The organism is Campylobacter armoricus (genome assembly GCF_013372105.1).
GTDB classification, from domain to species: Bacteria; Campylobacterota; Campylobacteria; order Campylobacterales; family Campylobacteraceae; genus Campylobacter_D; species Campylobacter_D armoricus.
The window spans coordinates 54,892-70,824 of the sequence record NZ_CP053825.1; the positions used below are offsets into that span (position 1 = coordinate 54,892).

The window sequence follows — 15,933 nt, forward strand, 5'->3', positions numbered from 1 at the left end:
GAAAAATTATGGTAAAATAATAGCTTTGTATTTTATATAGAAAGGAGAAAAACATTGGCAAAAGATGATATTATTGAAATTGATGGTAATGTGATTGAGGCTTTACCTAATGCAACTTTTAAAGTTGAGCTGGATAATAAACATGTGATACTTTGCCATATCGCAGGTAAAATGCGTATGCATTATATTAGAATAATGCCTGGTGATAGAGTTAAGGTTGAATTAACACCTTATAGTCTTGATAAAGGGCGAATTACATTTAGATATAAATAAATCTAAGTTATTTAAAAGCAAAAGTAGAATATAATTAGCACTTTTGCAGAAATTGCAATAAAACTGTATGAAGAAGTATTTTCAAAATCACCACTTATTTTGAAAATAGTTGGTTGTTCTAAAAACCTGGTGCAGTTGTAAAAAAAGTGGAATTTACAATAACAGGAGTAAAGCATGAAAGTTAGACCATCTGTTAAAAAGATGTGCGACAAATGCAAAGTAGTTCGTCGTAAAGGCGTAGTTCGCATTATTTGCGAAAATCCAAAACACAAACAAAGACAAGGATAATTTATGGCTCGTATTGCAGGTGTGGATTTACCAAAGAAAAAAAGAATTGAATATGGCTTAACTTATATTTATGGTATAGGTTTGCATACTTCAAGAAAAATCTTAGATAAAACTGGAATTTCTTATGATAAAAGAGTTCATGAATTAAGTGAAGATGAGGCAGCAGCTATTCGTAAAGAAATTCAAGAAAGCTATATGGTTGAGGGTGATCTTAGAAAACAAGTTGCTATGGATATCAAAGCATTAATGGATTTAGGAAGCTTTAGAGGTTTAAGACATAGAAAAGGCTTACCAGTTCGTGGTCAAAAAACAAAAACAAATGCCAGAACTAGAAAAGGTAAGAGAAAAACCGTTGGTGCAAAATCATAAGGATAAAAAATGGCAAAAAGAAAAGTAGTTAAGAAAAAAGTAGTTAAAAAAAATATAGCTAAGGGTATAGTTTATATCAGTGCAACATTTAATAATACTATGGTTACTGTAACTGATGAAATGGGAAATGCTATTGCATGGAGTAGTGCTGGTGGTTTAGGATTTAAAGGTTCTAAAAAATCAACTCCTTATGCAGCACAACAAGCAGTGGAAGATGCTTTAAATAAAGCAAAAGAACATGGTATTAAAGAAGTAGGAATTAAAGTTCAAGGACCAGGAAGTGGTCGTGAGACAGCGGTTAAAAGTGTAGGTGCTATGGAAGGAATCAAAGTAACTTTCTTAAAAGATATAACTCCATTAGCTCATAATGGTTGTAGACCACCAAAACGTCGTCGTGTCTAAGAATAAGATATAAGATTTTAGGAGAATTACAATGGCAAGATATAGAGGACCAGTAGAGAAATTAGAAAGACGACTTGGCGTAAGCTTAGCAATGAAAGGCGAAAGAAGATTAGCAGGTAAAAGCGCACTTGATAAACGCCCTTATGCACCAGGTCAGCACGGACAAAGAAAAGCAAAAATTAGTGAGTATGGACTTCAATTAAGAGAAAAACAAAAAGCTAAATTTATGTATGGGGTTAGTGAAAAACAATTTAGAAGATTATTTAGCGAAGCTGCAAGAAAAGATGGCAACACAGGTGCGCTTTTAATTCAGCTTTTAGAACAAAGACTAGATAATGTTGTTTATAGAATGGGCTTTGCTACAACTCGTCGTTTTGCTAGACAGCTTGTAACTCATGGGCATATTTTAGTAAATGGCAAAAGAGTTGATATTCCTAGCTATAGAGTAGAAGCAGGTCAAAAGATTGAGGTGATTGAAAAAAGTAAAAATAATCCTCAAATTTCAAGAGCAATTGAGCTAACTGCTCAAACAGGTATAGTTGCTTGGGTTGATGTAGAAAAAGAAAAAAGATTTGGAATTTTTACAAGAAAACCTGAAAGAGAAGAAGTTATCATTCCAGTTGAGGAAAGATACATCGTTGAGTTGTATTCTAAATAATAAAGGTTTATGATATGAGACATATTACAACTTCTGCTTATACACCAACAGAGTTTAGTATTGAAAATATCAGTGATACAGTGGCAAAAGTAAGTGCATGGCCTTTTGAAATTGGTTATGCTATTACTTTAGCACACCCTTTACGCCGTTTGCTTTATTCAAGCACGGTTGGTTTTGCTCCCACTGGAGTAAAAATTAAAGGTGTTGCACATGAATTTGATAGTATGCGTGGCATGCTTGAAGATGTAGCATTGTTTATTATCAATCTAAAAAAATTAAGATTTAAAATAAAAACAGAGTCTGAAAAAGAAATTGTTACATTTAATTTTAAAGGACCAAAAGAAATTTGCGGAAAAGATTTAAATAATGATATTGTCGAGGTTGTTAATGTAGATAGCTATCTTGCAACAATCAATGAAGATGCAGATTTAGAATTTACTTTGATTATAGAAAAAGGTATTGGTTATGTGCCTTCAGAAGAAATCCAAAATTTCTTAGATCCTGATTTCATAGCGCTTGATGCATTTTTTACTCCAGTAAAACATGCAGTTTATGATATAGAAAAAGTGCTTTTTGAAGATAATCCAGATTATGAAAAAGTTGTTTTTACAATTACAACCGATGGACAAATTTCACCAAGTGATGCTTTTAAAAATGCTTTAGAAGCAATGTATAAACAATTATCAGTGTTTGACAAAATTGCAAATGCACAAAGCGTCGCAAGAAATCAAACACCGAGCAGTGAAGTAGAGCATGTAAAATTACTTCAAAATATAACTGAATTAAATTTAAGTGCTAGAAGTTTTAATTGCTTAGAAAAAGCAAATGTAGTTTATATCGGCGAACTTGCTCTAATGAGTGTAAGCGAACTAGCGGATTTAAAAAATCTAGGAAAAAAATCTCTTGATGAGATTAAAAGTGTAATGGAAACTATAGGATTTCCTATAGGTGGTTCGAAACTCAATGATAGTGCAAAAGAAACGCTAAAGAAAAAAATTATAGAATTAAAAGCACAAAATGAAGGATAATCAATGAGACATAGACATGGATATAGAAAATTAGGTCGCACTTCTACCCACCGTGCTGCCTTGTTAAAAAACCTTACCATTGCTATTATTAAAGCAGGTAAAATAGAAACAACATTACCTAAAGCAAAAGAATTAAGAGGTTATGTTGAAAGATTAATTACTCGTGCAAGAAAGGGTGATTTTAATGCTCATAGAGCAGTATTTGCAAGTTTGCAAGATAAAGAAGCTACAAATAAACTTGTAACTGAAATTGCACCGAAATTTGCAGATAGAAATGGTGGATATACTAGAATCATCAAAACTAGAATTCGCCGTGGTGATGCTGCTGAAATGGCTTTCATAGAATTCGTAGCTTAAATTTTAGCCTTTTTTAAGGCTAAAATTTCCTATTCTCATTGTATTTACTCATTATTCTTTGTATTTTTACTCTTTTTTTGCTACTATTAATTATCTTAACTACAAAAAAGGTATAAAATGCAAGAAAATTCAAGATTGCGTATAGCTATACAAAAATCAGGTCGTTTAAGTAAAGATTCTATAGCCTTGCTTGAGTCTATAGGCGTAAAACTTCGCATACATGAACAAAGTTTGATTGCTTTTTCTACTAATTTACCGATTGATCTACTTAGAGTAAGAGATGATGATATACCAGGACTTATTTTTGATGGAGTAGTTGATCTTGGTATAGTTGGAGAAAATGTTTTAGAAGAAAATGAACTTGAAAGAAAATCAAAAAACGAAAACGCAGATTTTATAATGCTTAAAAAACTTGATTTTGGCGGATGTCGTTTGTCTTTAGCATTGCCAGAAAAGTGTGAATATAAAGGTATAGAAAGTTTTAAAAATTTACGCATAGCAACTTCTTATCCACAGCTTTTAAAGCGTTTTATGGAGGAAAATAATATTCCTTATAAAACTTGTATGCTAACAGGTTCAGTTGAAGTGGCACCAAGTGCAAATTTAGCTGATGGAATTTGTGATTTAGTTTCAAGTGGGGCTACTTTAAAAGCAAATGGACTTAAAGAAGTTATGGTAATTTATAAATCCAAAGCTTGTATTATCCAAAGAAAAGAAAGTTTAACTTCTTGCAAGCAAGAGTTAATTGATAAATTACTTATTAGGATTAATGGAGTTATGCAAGCTAGAGAATCAAAATATATTATGCTTCATGCTCCTATTGAAAAACTAGAAAAAATTACAGCCTTATTACCAGGTGTTGAAAAACCTACTATTTTACCTTTAGAAAATGATAAAGCCAAAGTTGCATTGCATATGGTTAGTCAAGAAAATTTATTTTGGGAGACTATGGAAGCTTTAAAAAAAGAAGGCGCAAGTGCAATTTTGGTTTTACCTATTGAAAAAATGCTCTCTTAAGGATATAAATGCAAATATTAGATTTTCAAAAATTAAATACAAAAGAACAAGAGTTAGCGCTAAAACGCCCTGCTATAAGTGCTAATACGCAAGTTAAAACTATAGTAGAAGACATTATAGAAAATGTTAAAACAAATGGTGATGAAGCATTAAAACAAATGGCATTGAAATTTGATAAAGTAGAGATAAACTCTATTAAATTAAGCCAAGAAGAGCTTAGTAGTTTAGCAGGACAAGTTGATGAAGAGCTAAAACAAGCTATTAAAATAGCTTATGATAATATTTATAAATTCCATAAAGCACAAGAGAGTAAAACCATAGAAGTACAAACTTTTGAAGGGGTAACTTGCAAAGTAATAACTAGGGCTATAGAAAAAGTAGGTCTTTATATACCAGGTGGCTTAGCACCTTTATTTTCCACTGCTTTGATGCTTGCTATTCCAGCAAAGATAGCTCAGTGCAAACACATAGCTTTAGCTTCTCCGCCACCTTTGCACCCTGCCATTACTTATGTGGCAAAACTTTGTGGGGTTGATGAAGTATATCAAATGGGTGGAGCAGGTGCGATAGCAGCACTAGCTTATGGAACGCAAAGCGTAAAAAAAGTAGATAAAATTTTTGGTCCAGGAAATGCCTTTGTAACAGAAGCTAAAAAGCAAGTTAATAATCATGGAGTAGCCATTGATATGCAAGCAGGGCCTTCAGAAGTACTAGTTTTAGCAGATGAGTTTGCTAATGCTAAATTTATAGCTTCAGATTTACTCTCACAAGCTGAACATGGAGCAGATTCTCAAGCTATTTTAGTTTGCACAAGTGAAAAATTAGCCAAAGAAGTAGATAGTGAAGTTGCTTTACAGCTTGAAAAACTTTCACGCAAAGAAATTGCTTCAAAATCTTTAGAGCATTCTAAAATCATTCTTGCAAAAGATATAAAACATGCCATAAGCATTTCAAATGATTATGCACCAGAACATTTAATCATTCATACACAAAATTCATCTAATTTGCTTGATGATATTATGCATGCAGGTTCGGTATTTTTAGGTGAGTATTCTCCAGAATCTATGGGAGATTATGCAAGTGGGACTAATCATGTATTGCCAACTTATGGTTTTGCAAGGTCATATTCTTCTTTAGGACTTGCTGATTTTATGAAAAGAATGAGTGTGCAAGAACTTAGCAAAGAAGGTTTTAAAAAACTTGGACCTATAGTGGAAATTTTAGCAGCTGCTGAAGGGCTTGATGGGCATAAAAATGCCGTAAGTTTAAGATTAGAAAGCTTAAAATGAGTGCAAAAATTTTATTTATAGATAGAGATGGCACACTCATTGATGAGCCTAAAAATGATTTTCAAATTGATTCTTTAGAAAAGCTTGAATTTGAAAAAGGTGCTATCAATGCACTTTTAAAGTTAAAAAATTTTGGTTTTAAATTTGTGATAGTGAGTAATCAAGACGGCCTAGGCACAAATTCTTTCCCTAAAGAAGACTTTGATAAAGCTCATGAGAAGATGCTAAGTGTTTTTCAAAGTTGTGGTATAGAATTTGAAGATATTTTTATATGCCCGCATTTTGAGCATGAAAATTGTGCTTGTAGAAAGCCAAAAACAGCTATGCTTGAAAACTATATCAAAAACAAACTTTATGATAAAAACAAAAGCTTTGTCATAGGCGATAGGCTTAGCGATATGCTCTTAGCGCAAAATCTTGGAATTCAAGGTTTAAAATACGACAAAAACGATTTTAACTGGAAACAAATTGCTAATTTTATTTTGCAAAATTATCGTAGTGCTTGTATAGAGCGTAATACCAAAGAAACTCAAATTCAAGTTAAAATAGCTTTTAACGACACTTCAAAAGCTAATATTAACACAGGTATAGCTTTTTTTGATCATATGTTAGAGCAAATTGCTACGCATGCAAATATTTCTTTAAGCATTGAATGCAAAGGGGATTTGGAAGTTGATGAGCATCACAGCGTAGAAGATGTAGCACTTGCTTTGGGCGAGGCTATCAAAATAGCACTAGATCAAAAAATAGGCATTGCAAGATATGGTTTTGTTTTGCCTATGGATGAGAGTTTGGCAAGTTGTGCGATTGATTTTTGCAATAGACCACATTTGGTTTATAAGGCTAAATTTAAAAAAGAAAAGCTTGGAGAATTAAGCACAGAAATGATAGAGCATTTTTTCTACTCACTAAGCTATGCTATGGGAGCTAGTTTGCATTTAAAAGTTAAAGGCAAAAACGATCATCACAAAGCCGAAGGACTTTTTAAAGCCTTTGCAAGAGCTTTAAAAATGGCTATTAAAATAGAAAATGAAAACCTAGCAAGCTCTAAAGGAGTGATATGAAAAATTTTTTTATAATGCAAGTGTTTGTGAAATATGATCGCTTGTTATGTTATATGAGACTTAACAATGAAACAAAAAGATAATGTTATAGAAGCTTTTAAAAATAATAATAACTTTGCAACTTTAAGTCAGCTTTATATGCTGACAGATGTTAGTAAATGGGAAACAAAAACACCTTTTGCAAGCATTAGAAGAATATTACAAACAAATAAAGAATTTTATAAAATCACAGCAGGACTTTGGGGTTTAACAGAGAAAAAGCATGAGATTGAAAAAAAATTAAATTTGATAAATAACGAATGCCAGTTTAGCCATTCTTATTATCAAGGGCTTATTGTCTCAATTGGAAATTTAAGAGGCTTTCAAACTTTTATTCCTAGTCAAGATAAGAATAAATACTTTATGGATACTAGGTTAGGCGACTTGGCTACTTTAGATTCTCTTTATAGTTTTACATATGATGAATTGACACAAAAAGCTAAATTTAGCGATTGTATTTGGTTTAATGAACGAAAAATGCCTCATGCTTTTTATGAGGTAGAGCATTCTACTAATATAAAAAATTCTATTAACCGTTTTTATGAGCTTCAAGATTTTAGAGCAAAATTTTTTATTGTTGCGCATAAAAATAGATATAGAGAATTTCAAAATATAATTTCAAATTCTATTTATGAAAAAATAAAAGATATTGTATATTTTGCAGATTATGAGAGTATTGCTAAGCAATATGAGAAAGAGAGTGTAAAATATGAAATGGGAATTTAATTTTTCAAGAAAGTGTTTATCATGAATTTAGCCATTATAGATACAGGTTGTGCGAATTTAGCTTCTTTGAAATTTGCTCTTGATCGTTTAGGGCAAAATAGTATCATAACTCATGATTTAAAAGAACTCTCACAAGCAGATAAGCTTTTACTCCCTGGTGTTGGCACTGCAGCTAAAGCGATGGAGAATTTACAAGCATTAAATTTAGAAAATTTTATCCAAACTACTACTAAGCCCCTTTTAGGAATTTGTCTTGGTATGCAAATTCTAGGTGAATTTTCAGAAGAGCTACACCAAAAAACACTTGGTATTATGCCTTTTAAAACGCAAAAATTCCAAGAAAAAGCTAATTTTACCTTTCCGCATATGGGGTGGAATCAAGTATCAAGCACACATGAGCTTTTTAAAGGCTTAAACGGGGCTTATTTTTATTTTGTGCATAGTTATTGTGTGGGTTTAAATGAATACACCATAGCAGAGTGTGAATACTCTACTAAATTTAGTGCAAGTTTAAATAAAGACAATTTCTATGGCGTGCAGTTTCACCCTGAAAGAAGTGGCGAGGCAGGTGAAGTGTTATTAAAAAATTTCATAAATATGTAGGTAAAAATGCAAACTCAAATCATTCCAGCATTAGACTTAATCGATGGCAAGGTAGTAAGACTTTATAAAGGTGATTATGCTAAAAAACAAGAATACAGCTTTGATCCTTTAGCTAAATTTCAAGAGTATGAAGCACAAGGCATATCGTGGCTTCATTTGGTGGATTTAAGTGGTGCAAAAGATCCTAGCAAAAGGCAATTACAACTCATAGAAAAATTAGCCTTAAATGTCAAAGTAAATTTGCAAGTAGGCGGAGGCATACGCACTAAAGATGAGATTAAGGCTTTATTTGATAGCGGTGTTAAACGCGTAGTTATAGGCTCTTTAGCAGTTAAAAATAAAGCCTTTACACAAGAGCTTTTGAGTGAATTTGGCGTAGAAAATATAGTCTTAGCGCTTGATAGTGTTTGTATTAAAGGTGAGTTTTTTGTAGCCACTGATGCGTGGAGCAAAACAAGCGATGAGAGTTTGTTTGAGCTTTTAAATTTTTATAAAGATATAAAGCATATTTTATGCACTGATATTTCCAAAGATGGCACGATGAGTGGAGCAAATATAGCTTTATACAACGCTTTGCATGAAAAATTCCCACATTTACAAACCCAAGCAAGCGGAGGTGTGGCGAGTTTGCAAGATTTTATCGATTTAAAAGGCATAGTAAGTGGTATCATCACAGGCAAAGCCTTGCTTGATGGAAAATTTAGCATTAAGGAGGCTAAAGAATGCTTGCAAAACGCATAATAGCATGTTTGGATGTCAAAGATGGTAGAGTTGTAAAAGGGGTGCAGTTTAAAAACCATGAAGATATGGGCGATATCATAGAGCTTGCTAAATTTTACTCACAAAATGGCATTGATGAGCTAGTATTTTATGATATTACAGCTTCAGCTAAAAATGAGCGTGTAGATAGGGCTTGGGTAAGCAAGGTCGCACAAAATATCTCCATACCATTTTGCGTAGCAGGTGGTATAAAAAGCGAAGATGACGCAAAAGAGCTTTTGGCAAATGGAGCTGATAAAATTTCTATTAATTCCCCTGCTTTAAATGATCCTGATTTAATCTCACGCCTTGCTAAAAATTTTGGCGTGCAGTGTGTTGTTGTAGGTATAGACTCGTTTAAAGATGAAAATGGCGAGCTTTTGGTTTATAAATATACAGGCGATGAGAGCAAATCTCATCATAGTGGTAAAAAAACACTAGAATGGGTAAAGCAAGTATGCGAGTTAGGAGCCGGGGAAATCGTGCTAAATATGATGAATCAAGATGGCATGAAAAAAGGTTATGATTTAGATCAACTTGCTAAGGTTAGAAAAATTTGCCCTGTGCCTTTGATAGCAAGTGGTGGAGCAGGTGCTAAAGAGCATTTTTTAGACGCTTTTAAGCTCGGAGTAGATGGAGCTTTAGCTGCTTCGATTTTTCATAAAAAGCTTATAGATATAAAAGAATTAAAACTTTTTTTAAAAGATCAAGGCATCACAATACGCATTTAAGGACAAAAAATGGATATCAATCAAGAAGAATTTATAAAAAGCATTAATTGGAACAAAGTAGCAAATTTAGTCCCTGTCATAGTGCAAGATTTTCACTCGTGTGAAGTTTTAATGCAAGGCTTTATGAACGAACAAGCCTTAAGAGAAAGTTTCAAGCATAAAAAAGTCGTATTTTACTCCCGCACAAAAGAGCGTTTGTGGATGAAAGGTGAAGAAAGTGGAAATTTTTTAAATATCATAGATTTAGGGCTTGATTGTGATAAAGATTGTATTTTAGTTTTGGTTAAACCAAGCGGAGCTACTTGCCATAGTGGTGATGTTTCTTGTTTTGAGCAAATTTCTAAAAAGGCTGATTTTGTATTTTTATCACGCCTTGAAAAACTTATTTACTCAAGGAAAAATGCTGCCCCAAATTCTTCTTATACGGCTGAACTTTTTGCAAAAGGCACCAAACGCATCGCACAAAAGGTAGGCGAAGAAGGCGTAGAAACATCCTTAGCAGCCACGGCAAAAGACAAAGACGAGTTAATCTGCGAAGCAGCTGACTTGCTTTATCATTTAGATGTTTTATTAGCCGATGCAAATTTGAGTTTAAATGATGTCATAGCAAAATTGAAAGAAAGAAATAAAAGTTAAGCGTGATTTCTCACGCTTAATTAAGCAATATTTTTGAAAAGATTCACTAACTATATCGAGTAATTTTAAAAAAACTTTATAAAATTTTTACAAATATCTTTTTAAAAAGTTATAGTAGTTTTAATTTATTTTTTATGTTAGAATAAATTATCACATAAGCAAGAAGTCGTCTAGCTATTTATTTTATGAGTAACCTTAACGAAGACATAATTTTTCCTACAGCCTAGAAAAACCGCAGTTTTAGTGGATTTGTCTTTTTTTATAGAAAGATATAATACTTTAAAACATATCAAAGATATGACTCCTGAAGAACTAGCAAAACGATTAAAAGATTATGTGTTTGAGTCTGTTAGAAGAAATAAAGATTATTTATATAGAGTGTATATTTATGATTGTGAGCCATTAAATAAAATATTCCTATGCCACCTATAGAAAAAACAGATAAATCATTAAATCTTGGAAAAACTGATACTTTTAAATTTAGAATTAGCTTGTTGGATTGTCTAAGACAACAGCCGTATTTTGCTGTAAGATTGGGCGAGATTGATGAAAATAGTTTTCAATGGAAAATCAAAGATTATAAAAAATTTAAACAGCTTTTGCAAAAAGAAATAGAAATTGATAGCTTACTGCTGATGATTTTGTTTTAGATATCAGACAAAAAGGCGTTGATATGAAAATAGGATTTAGATATTGCCACTTTATCTATAAAAAAACAAATCGAAAAAATCATTCTTATTACCGCAGATAGCGATTTTATACCAGCTATAAACATACAAGAAAAGAAGGGTTATTGTTCAGTTATATCCCATGAGAGTTCCAAATTCTCAAATCAAAAAAGGTCTATTAGAGCATATAGATATTCTCTCATCAGTTTTAAAAATACTAGCAATTCTTAATTACACAATTCACATTATAAATTTATACAAGTTTTATAAATATCTTCATTTTTGGAACACTTCTTGCTTTTATATTTGCAAGCAATAGAAGATTGTGAGATATTCACAAAACAATATTTTTTAAAGGATTTAATTATGATGAGATCTCTTTGGGCTGGAGTTTCAGGACTTCAAGCACACCAATACGCAATGGATGTAGAAGGTAACAACATAGCCAATGTTAATACATTTGGTTTTAAGTATTCTCGTGCGGATTTTTCTACACTTATGAGCCAAACTTCTAAAATCGCCACAGCTCCAGATGGGGATTTAGGTGGTAAAAACCCTATGCAAGTAGGTCTTGGTGCAGGTGTAAATTCTACCACAAGAATCCACTCACAAGGTAATATCCAAACCACAGATAAAAACACAGACTTAGCTATCAACGGAGATGGATTTTTCATCGTATCAAATGATGGTGGTGTAACACAATTTTTTACTCGTGCAGGGGATTTTAAAACAGACGCAGTAGGAAATTTCGTAGATAATAACGGCTACACAGTCCAAGGATGGAATTATAATCAAGAAACAGGTCAGATTGATTCATCTAAATCAGTAGAAGACATAGTCATCCCACCAGGTATGAGTATGCCAGCTAAACAAAGCTCTATAGTAAAACTTACAGCAAACCTAGATAGTGGTAATACTCTAGGTTCAAATGCTTCAGCTAAAAGACCTATCTATGCTCTTGATTCAGCTCATGGCAGAAGAAATGATACAGGAACAGCTATAGATGAAAATGATACAGGCCATACTGAATTTTATACTACTTCAAAAACTGGAGCCCAAGTAACCGAAAAAGGTGTAGATATGGGAGTGGTGTTTAATGCTAAAGGAGAAGGTTTAAATTTAAGAGATGGTCAAGGTATATGGGTAAGCTATGCTGAGGCTAAGTATCAAGCTCCAGCATTTGTAAATCCTGATTTACCTACTAATGAAAGTGATATACAACCAAATGCTAATTATACTTTTTGGGGTTATACTAAACAAGATGGCACACAAGTTCCTGCTACTTTAGACATTACTATAAATGGAACACACATTACAGCAACTGGTGTAGGTAGAGAAACATTTTTAAATGCTATCAATGCAAAAACAGCCGAAACTGGTGTAGTAGCTTCTATAGTAGATGGTAAAATGACCTTTACAAACGATAATAGCACGGGAACTACAGCTAAAAGTAAAAATATAAATATTAGCGTAGGGACTACAAATACAGCTGGAGAAGTTACAGCTACAACTGGAACTACTGGAAATGTGACTATCCCAGTTCCACCAGCAGGTCATAATATAACAGGACTTGCTACTCCAGTCCAAGTCATCACAGCTCATGAGTATATTTATAGTTCAAATAATGTAGATATAGGAAAAGATCCTAATCCAAAGGCAACAAATGTCAATGATGCAAATATGCCTAGTGCAACAGGACAAAGGACTTTCCACACCACTGAAGATTTAAGAGAATTAATGCAAAGAGATGCTAGGTTTGCAGTAGATTATGATGGAGATGGCTCTATAGAAAATTATAACACTGGTGGAACAACAAACGGACAAGATGTTAATATAGGCGTAGAAGTTGTAGTAGAAAGTGATGGTAGATTTAAAATAACTAATCCTAAAATAGATAATAATTCTAAAGATATGACTTTTAAAATTACAGGTTATTCTAATGAAGCAAATAAAATAGCTACGAATGATAAATTTACAAATATCTTTAGTGCTTTAGATGGAAATTTCAATGCAGGAAATAATGAGAAGTATTCTCAAGATATGTATCTATCAGCTCATACTGCTAGTATAGAAATTTTTGACTCATTAGGAACTAGACACGAGCTAACCGTGCAATTTACCAAACAAACCAAAACAGCAGATGGTGGTGCTGAATGGTCTATCATCATCTCAGTGCCTGAGCCTGCTGAGATAAATTTTAGCGGAGATGGTGCCCCTGGTAATATAGTAGTAGGAAATTTAAGATTTGGTAATGATGGTTCGCTTCAAAGCTATACGCCAAATGTATTAAACTTTACAGGAAATAACGGCTCAAAACCTGATCAAGTAATAAAACTTGACTTTGGGACAACTGGAGCTTTTGATGGTTTAACAAGCTATGATAAAGACTCAGCTACTACTAAACAAGAAACAGATGGCTACACAGGAGGTAATCTAAAGCAAGATGCACTAAGAACTGATGAAAATGGTTATATCTATGGAGAATTTACTAATGGTAAAACTCTAGCTTTGGCTAAGGTTGCTTTAGCGTCTTTCCCAAATAATATGGGTCTTGAAGAAATAGGAAATAATCTTTTCAAAACAACGGCAAATTCAGGAACTCCTACTATAGGCCATGCTGGAGAAGGTGGTAGAGGTGGGCTCAAATCTTCTGCGATAGAAATGTCAAATGTGGATTTGAGTCGTTCATTAACTCAGCTTATCGTTATACAAAGAGGATATCAAGCAAGCTCTAAAACTATCACTACAAGTGATCAGCTTTTAAATACTTTGCTTCAATTAAAACAATAATTCTAACCCAAGGTTTTAAAGCCTTGGGGTCAAGCTTTACAAGGTTATCAAGGTAGCCTTGTAATACTTGATAGCCTTGAGCCTTCAATCTATTGCTAACTCACTTCTTTTTTGCCTAAGGAGTGAGTAGCATGATTTCATATCGACAAAAGAAAATGAAAATTTATAAATTTTTGCTTTTAAAATTTATCATTAGTGGTTCTAGCCATTTGGTGATTTCAAATACTTCTAGTTTGTTGTTTTTAAATTCTAAGAGTTTTTTATAATTTTGAGTATTGTCAAAAATAGTGATGTGATTGCAAAATTTTGCAATGATGTTAAAATTTTTTAAAGACTCGTGGTATCTTTTTTCTATGAGTTCTTCTTTTATATCGTGTCCGCCCTTAGCCACGCGAATCTTAACTCTTTGCTTTGCTGTATTTGGAGAATCTAATCCTATGTAGTAAAGATTTATAGTGTAAGAATTTTTTTGTAACTTTTTGAATAAAGATAAAATGCTAGTGCCACAAAGTGTAGTTTCTTGGTTAAAATCATAAGCTTTTTTGATATAGTTTTCACGCATTTTAATGGCTATTCTTGAAGCTCTAAATTGATCTTCTTGATTTTTCCAATCACCAAAGCTACTTACGATTTCATCGATGTTGATTCTAAGTCCAAAGTCTTTGTTTTTTTCAAGTTCATTATAATACAAGGTAGTTTTTCCAGATCCATTAACTCCTGCAAAAATAGTAGCTATTTTTTTCATTAATAAAGCCTTTGTTGAATGATGTGAAATTTTAACATAAATTGTTTATAAGTGTTTTGAAAATAAATATAAAGTTTTTTGAAAAAGGTTCGATATAGTCAGTGAATCTTTTCAAAAATATTGCTTAATTAAGCGTGAGAAATCACGCTTAACTTTTTTGTGATTTTATTTAACTTTCTTTTATTAATCAAACTTAGATAAGAAATCAAAGATAAAAACGAACAAGCACCCAAAATACTAGCTAAAAGTATAGGTGTATTAGCATTTAAAAGACTGACTAAAAATGCCATCACTCCAGCCATAGCAAATTGAGCTGCACCTAAAAGTGCTGAAGCACTACCTGCATTTTGCTTTGATCTTGCCATAGCTAAAGTGGTGGTATTTGGTAAGATAAAACCTAAACTTGCTATGATAAAACATAAAGGAATTTCAAAGGCCCAAAAACCTAGGTTAAAAGTTGCTCCTAAAATGAGTAAAAAGGTTAAAAAAGTAATCATTATAAGCGCTCTAGGTAAAACATAATAAGGCGAGAGTTTAAGAACTATCCTTGCGTTTATATTAGCACATATAACAAAACTTAAAGCATGTGCTCCAAAAAGAGCTGCGTATTGTTGTGGGCTAAGCTCAAAAACGCGTGTAAAAACAAAAGATGAGCCAGTTAAATAAGCAAAAAACCCTGCAAAGATTAAATTCCCGCAAAGCAAATATACGACAAAACGACGATCTTTTAGGATTTTTTTGTAACTTCTTGCAACTTCTTTGTGATTGAATTTTTTTCCTTGTGTATTGTGGTTGCTTTCTTTTAAAACAAAAACCACAAGCAAAAATAAAATAAAACCTAATATAAAAAGTGTTAAAAATATACTACGCCAAGAAAAAAATTCAAGCAAAATTCCACCAAAAGTAGGCGAGAGCATAGGAGCTAGTGAAGTAAAAACCATCATCAAAGCATAAACCCCCGCAGCTTCTTTAAGCTCAAAAACATCATTTACTATAGCTCTTGCTACAACTACACCCACACAACCTCCCAAAGCTTCAAAAAAACGCAAAGCTATAAAAGCATGAATGGAATCAACTAAAACACAAGCAATACTTGAAGAAATAAAAAGAAAAAGTCCTATATATAAAGGTTTTTTTCTTCCAAAGACATCACTTAATGGTCCATAAAAAAGCTGACCCAAAGAAAATGCTATAAAAAAACTTGCAAGAGAAAGTTGAGTATAAAAAGAATTAGTTTGAAAGCTTTTTTCTACTTCATTTAAAGCAGGTAAATACATATCAGTAGAAAGCGGTGCTATAGCAGATAAAAAGCCTAGTATGATAATGAGTTTTAATTTTTCAAAACCTTTGATTTGTGTGTATTTTTGCATAAAATTTCCTAAAATATTTTTATCATTGTATAGCAAAAAGTCTAAAATAAACAATAATTTACATTTTTTAAAGGCAAATAAGATAAAATTAAACTAAAAAATATTTAAGGAAAAAAATTAT

Annotated in this window: 18 protein-coding genes and 1 pseudogene; 17 read left to right on the plus strand and 2 right to left on the minus strand. The window is 32.4% G+C overall.

From position 1 onward, the window contains the following. Positions 1 to 54: 54 nt before the first annotated feature. The 17 genes and pseudogenes from infA to flgE all read left to right on the plus strand — a co-directional run bounded on the left by infA (position 55) and on the right by flgE (position 13,697). On the plus strand, positions 55 to 273 hold the full coding sequence (infA, locus tag CARM_RS00315; RefSeq protein ID WP_012660842.1) for a translation initiation factor IF-1: 219 nt from the start codon (positions 55 to 57) through the stop codon (positions 271 to 273). A gap of 174 nt (positions 274 to 447) precedes the next feature. Then, on the plus strand, positions 448 to 561 hold the full coding sequence (gene rpmJ / locus CARM_RS00320; protein ID WP_002781429.1) for a 50S ribosomal protein L36: 114 nt from the start codon (positions 448 to 450) through the stop codon (positions 559 to 561). A gap of 3 nt (positions 562 to 564) precedes the next feature. Next, complete coding sequence (gene rpsM, locus CARM_RS00325) at positions 565 to 930, plus strand: 30S ribosomal protein S13 (RefSeq protein ID WP_039666401.1); 366 nt, start codon at positions 565 to 567, stop codon at positions 928 to 930. 9 nt (positions 931 to 939) lie between these two features. Next, on the plus strand, positions 940 to 1,332 hold the full coding sequence (gene rpsK / locus CARM_RS00330) for a 30S ribosomal protein S11 (RefSeq protein WP_012660844.1): 393 nt from the start codon (positions 940 to 942) through the stop codon (positions 1,330 to 1,332). Positions 1,333 to 1,363: 31 nt separating this feature from the next. Next, positions 1,364 to 1,990: a 30S ribosomal protein S4 gene (rpsD, locus tag CARM_RS00335; protein WP_139426341.1), complete on the plus strand. Its 627-nt coding sequence runs from the start codon at positions 1,364 to 1,366 to the stop codon at positions 1,988 to 1,990. A gap of 14 nt (positions 1,991 to 2,004) precedes the next feature. Beyond that, positions 2,005 to 3,018 (plus strand): DNA-directed RNA polymerase subunit alpha, encoded by a 1,014-nt coding sequence (locus CARM_RS00340; protein WP_139426338.1) that lies wholly within the window; start codon positions 2,005 to 2,007, stop codon positions 3,016 to 3,018. Positions 3,019 to 3,021: 3 nt separating this feature from the next. Beyond that, positions 3,022 to 3,375, plus strand: a complete 354-nt coding sequence (gene rplQ, locus CARM_RS00345) for a 50S ribosomal protein L17 (RefSeq protein WP_012660847.1) — start codon at positions 3,022 to 3,024, stop codon at positions 3,373 to 3,375. Between the two features lie 117 nt (positions 3,376 to 3,492). After that, positions 3,493 to 4,392: an ATP phosphoribosyltransferase gene (hisG, locus tag CARM_RS00350; RefSeq protein WP_139426336.1), complete on the plus strand. Its 900-nt coding sequence runs from the start codon at positions 3,493 to 3,495 to the stop codon at positions 4,390 to 4,392. An 8-nt stretch (positions 4,393 to 4,400) separates the two neighbouring features. Further along, a complete protein-coding gene (hisD, locus tag CARM_RS00355) occupies positions 4,401 to 5,681 on the plus strand; it encodes a histidinol dehydrogenase (RefSeq protein ID WP_139426333.1) in 1,281 nt (426 codons plus the stop codon). After that, positions 5,678 to 6,745, plus strand: coding sequence for a bifunctional histidinol-phosphatase/imidazoleglycerol-phosphate dehydratase HisB (gene hisB / locus CARM_RS00360; protein WP_139426331.1), 1,068 nt, complete (start codon positions 5,678 to 5,680; stop codon positions 6,743 to 6,745). Before hisD ends, hisB begins: the two co-directional genes overlap by 4 nt. A 66-nt stretch (positions 6,746 to 6,811) precedes the next feature. Further along, positions 6,812 to 7,510 carry a hypothetical protein gene (locus CARM_RS00365; protein WP_139426329.1) on the plus strand — a complete coding sequence of 233 codons (699 nt, stop codon included), beginning with the start codon at positions 6,812 to 6,814 and terminating at the stop codon, positions 7,508 to 7,510. Positions 7,511 to 7,531: 21 nt separating this feature from the next. Further along, a complete protein-coding gene (gene hisH / locus CARM_RS00370) occupies positions 7,532 to 8,113 on the plus strand; it encodes an imidazole glycerol phosphate synthase subunit HisH (RefSeq protein WP_139426327.1) in 582 nt (193 codons plus the stop codon). A gap of 6 nt (positions 8,114 to 8,119) precedes the next feature. After that, positions 8,120 to 8,854 carry a 1-(5-phosphoribosyl)-5-[(5-phosphoribosylamino)methylideneamino] imidazole-4-carboxamide isomerase gene (locus CARM_RS00375; RefSeq protein ID WP_139426325.1) on the plus strand — a complete coding sequence of 245 codons (735 nt, stop codon included), beginning with the start codon at positions 8,120 to 8,122 and terminating at the stop codon, positions 8,852 to 8,854. After that, positions 8,836 to 9,603 (plus strand): imidazole glycerol phosphate synthase subunit HisF, encoded by a 768-nt coding sequence (gene hisF, locus CARM_RS00380; RefSeq protein ID WP_139426322.1) that lies wholly within the window; start codon positions 8,836 to 8,838, stop codon positions 9,601 to 9,603. Before CARM_RS00375 ends, hisF begins: the two co-directional genes overlap by 19 nt. Positions 9,604 to 9,612: 9 nt before the next feature. Then, a complete protein-coding gene (gene hisIE, locus CARM_RS00385) occupies positions 9,613 to 10,239 on the plus strand; it encodes a bifunctional phosphoribosyl-AMP cyclohydrolase/phosphoribosyl-ATP diphosphatase HisIE (RefSeq protein ID WP_139426320.1) in 627 nt (208 codons plus the stop codon). Between the two features lie 297 nt (positions 10,240 to 10,536). Then, positions 10,537 to 11,115: pseudogene (locus CARM_RS08545) on the plus strand (NYN domain-containing protein); the annotation flags it as partial. A gap of 158 nt (positions 11,116 to 11,273) precedes the next feature. Further along, on the plus strand, positions 11,274 to 13,697 hold the full coding sequence (gene flgE / locus CARM_RS00395) for a flagellar hook protein FlgE (RefSeq protein ID WP_139426318.1): 2,424 nt from the start codon (positions 11,274 to 11,276) through the stop codon (positions 13,695 to 13,697). Between the two features lie 163 nt (positions 13,698 to 13,860). Here flgE and CARM_RS00400 read toward each other — a convergent pair whose 3' ends face one another. Together CARM_RS00400 and CARM_RS00405 are read right to left on the minus strand one after the other, a co-directional pair. Then, entirely contained in the window at positions 13,861 to 14,442 is a 582-nt protein-coding gene (locus CARM_RS00400; protein WP_139426315.1) for an ATPase, read from the minus strand. Between the two features lie 128 nt (positions 14,443 to 14,570). Beyond that, on the minus strand, positions 14,571 to 15,812 hold the full coding sequence (locus tag CARM_RS00405; RefSeq protein WP_139426313.1) for a multidrug effflux MFS transporter: 1,242 nt from the start codon (positions 15,810 to 15,812) through the stop codon (positions 14,571 to 14,573). Between the last annotated feature and the right edge of the window lie 121 nt (positions 15,813 to 15,933).

Bases quoted from the DNA above. Each gene is read 5' to 3' on its own strand.
- rpmJ (WP_002781429.1), top strand. From the start codon at position 448: ATGAAAGTTAGACCATCTGTTAAAAAGATGTGCGACAAATGCAAAGTA.
- hisB (WP_139426331.1), top strand. From the start codon at position 5,678: ATGAGTGCAAAAATTTTATTTATAGATAGAGATGGCACACTCATTGAT.
- CARM_RS00340 (WP_139426338.1), top strand. From the start codon at position 2,005: ATGAGACATATTACAACTTCTGCTTATACACCAACAGAGTTTAGTATT.
- CARM_RS00375 (WP_139426325.1), top strand. From the start codon at position 8,120: ATGCAAACTCAAATCATTCCAGCATTAGACTTAATCGATGGCAAGGTA.
- rpsK (WP_012660844.1), top strand. From the start codon at position 940: ATGGCAAAAAGAAAAGTAGTTAAGAAAAAAGTAGTTAAAAAAAATATA.
- rplQ (WP_012660847.1), top strand. From the start codon at position 3,022: ATGAGACATAGACATGGATATAGAAAATTAGGTCGCACTTCTACCCAC.
- hisD (WP_139426333.1), top strand. From the start codon at position 4,401: ATGCAAATATTAGATTTTCAAAAATTAAATACAAAAGAACAAGAGTTA.
- hisH (WP_139426327.1), top strand. From the start codon at position 7,532: ATGAATTTAGCCATTATAGATACAGGTTGTGCGAATTTAGCTTCTTTG.
- CARM_RS00365 (WP_139426329.1), top strand. From the start codon at position 6,812: ATGAAACAAAAAGATAATGTTATAGAAGCTTTTAAAAATAATAATAAC.
- CARM_RS00405 (WP_139426313.1), bottom strand. From the start codon at position 15,812: ATGCAAAAATACACACAAATCAAAGGTTTTGAAAAATTAAAACTCATT.
- CARM_RS00400 (WP_139426315.1), bottom strand. From the start codon at position 14,442: ATGAAAAAAATAGCTACTATTTTTGCAGGAGTTAATGGATCTGGAAAA.
- flgE (WP_139426318.1), top strand. From the start codon at position 11,274: ATGATGAGATCTCTTTGGGCTGGAGTTTCAGGACTTCAAGCACACCAA.
- hisG (WP_139426336.1), top strand. From the start codon at position 3,493: ATGCAAGAAAATTCAAGATTGCGTATAGCTATACAAAAATCAGGTCGT.
- rpsD (WP_139426341.1), top strand. From the start codon at position 1,364: ATGGCAAGATATAGAGGACCAGTAGAGAAATTAGAAAGACGACTTGGC.
- hisF (WP_139426322.1), top strand. From the start codon at position 8,836: ATGCTTGCAAAACGCATAATAGCATGTTTGGATGTCAAAGATGGTAGA.
- hisIE (WP_139426320.1), top strand. From the start codon at position 9,613: ATGGATATCAATCAAGAAGAATTTATAAAAAGCATTAATTGGAACAAA.
- rpsM (WP_039666401.1), top strand. From the start codon at position 565: ATGGCTCGTATTGCAGGTGTGGATTTACCAAAGAAAAAAAGAATTGAA.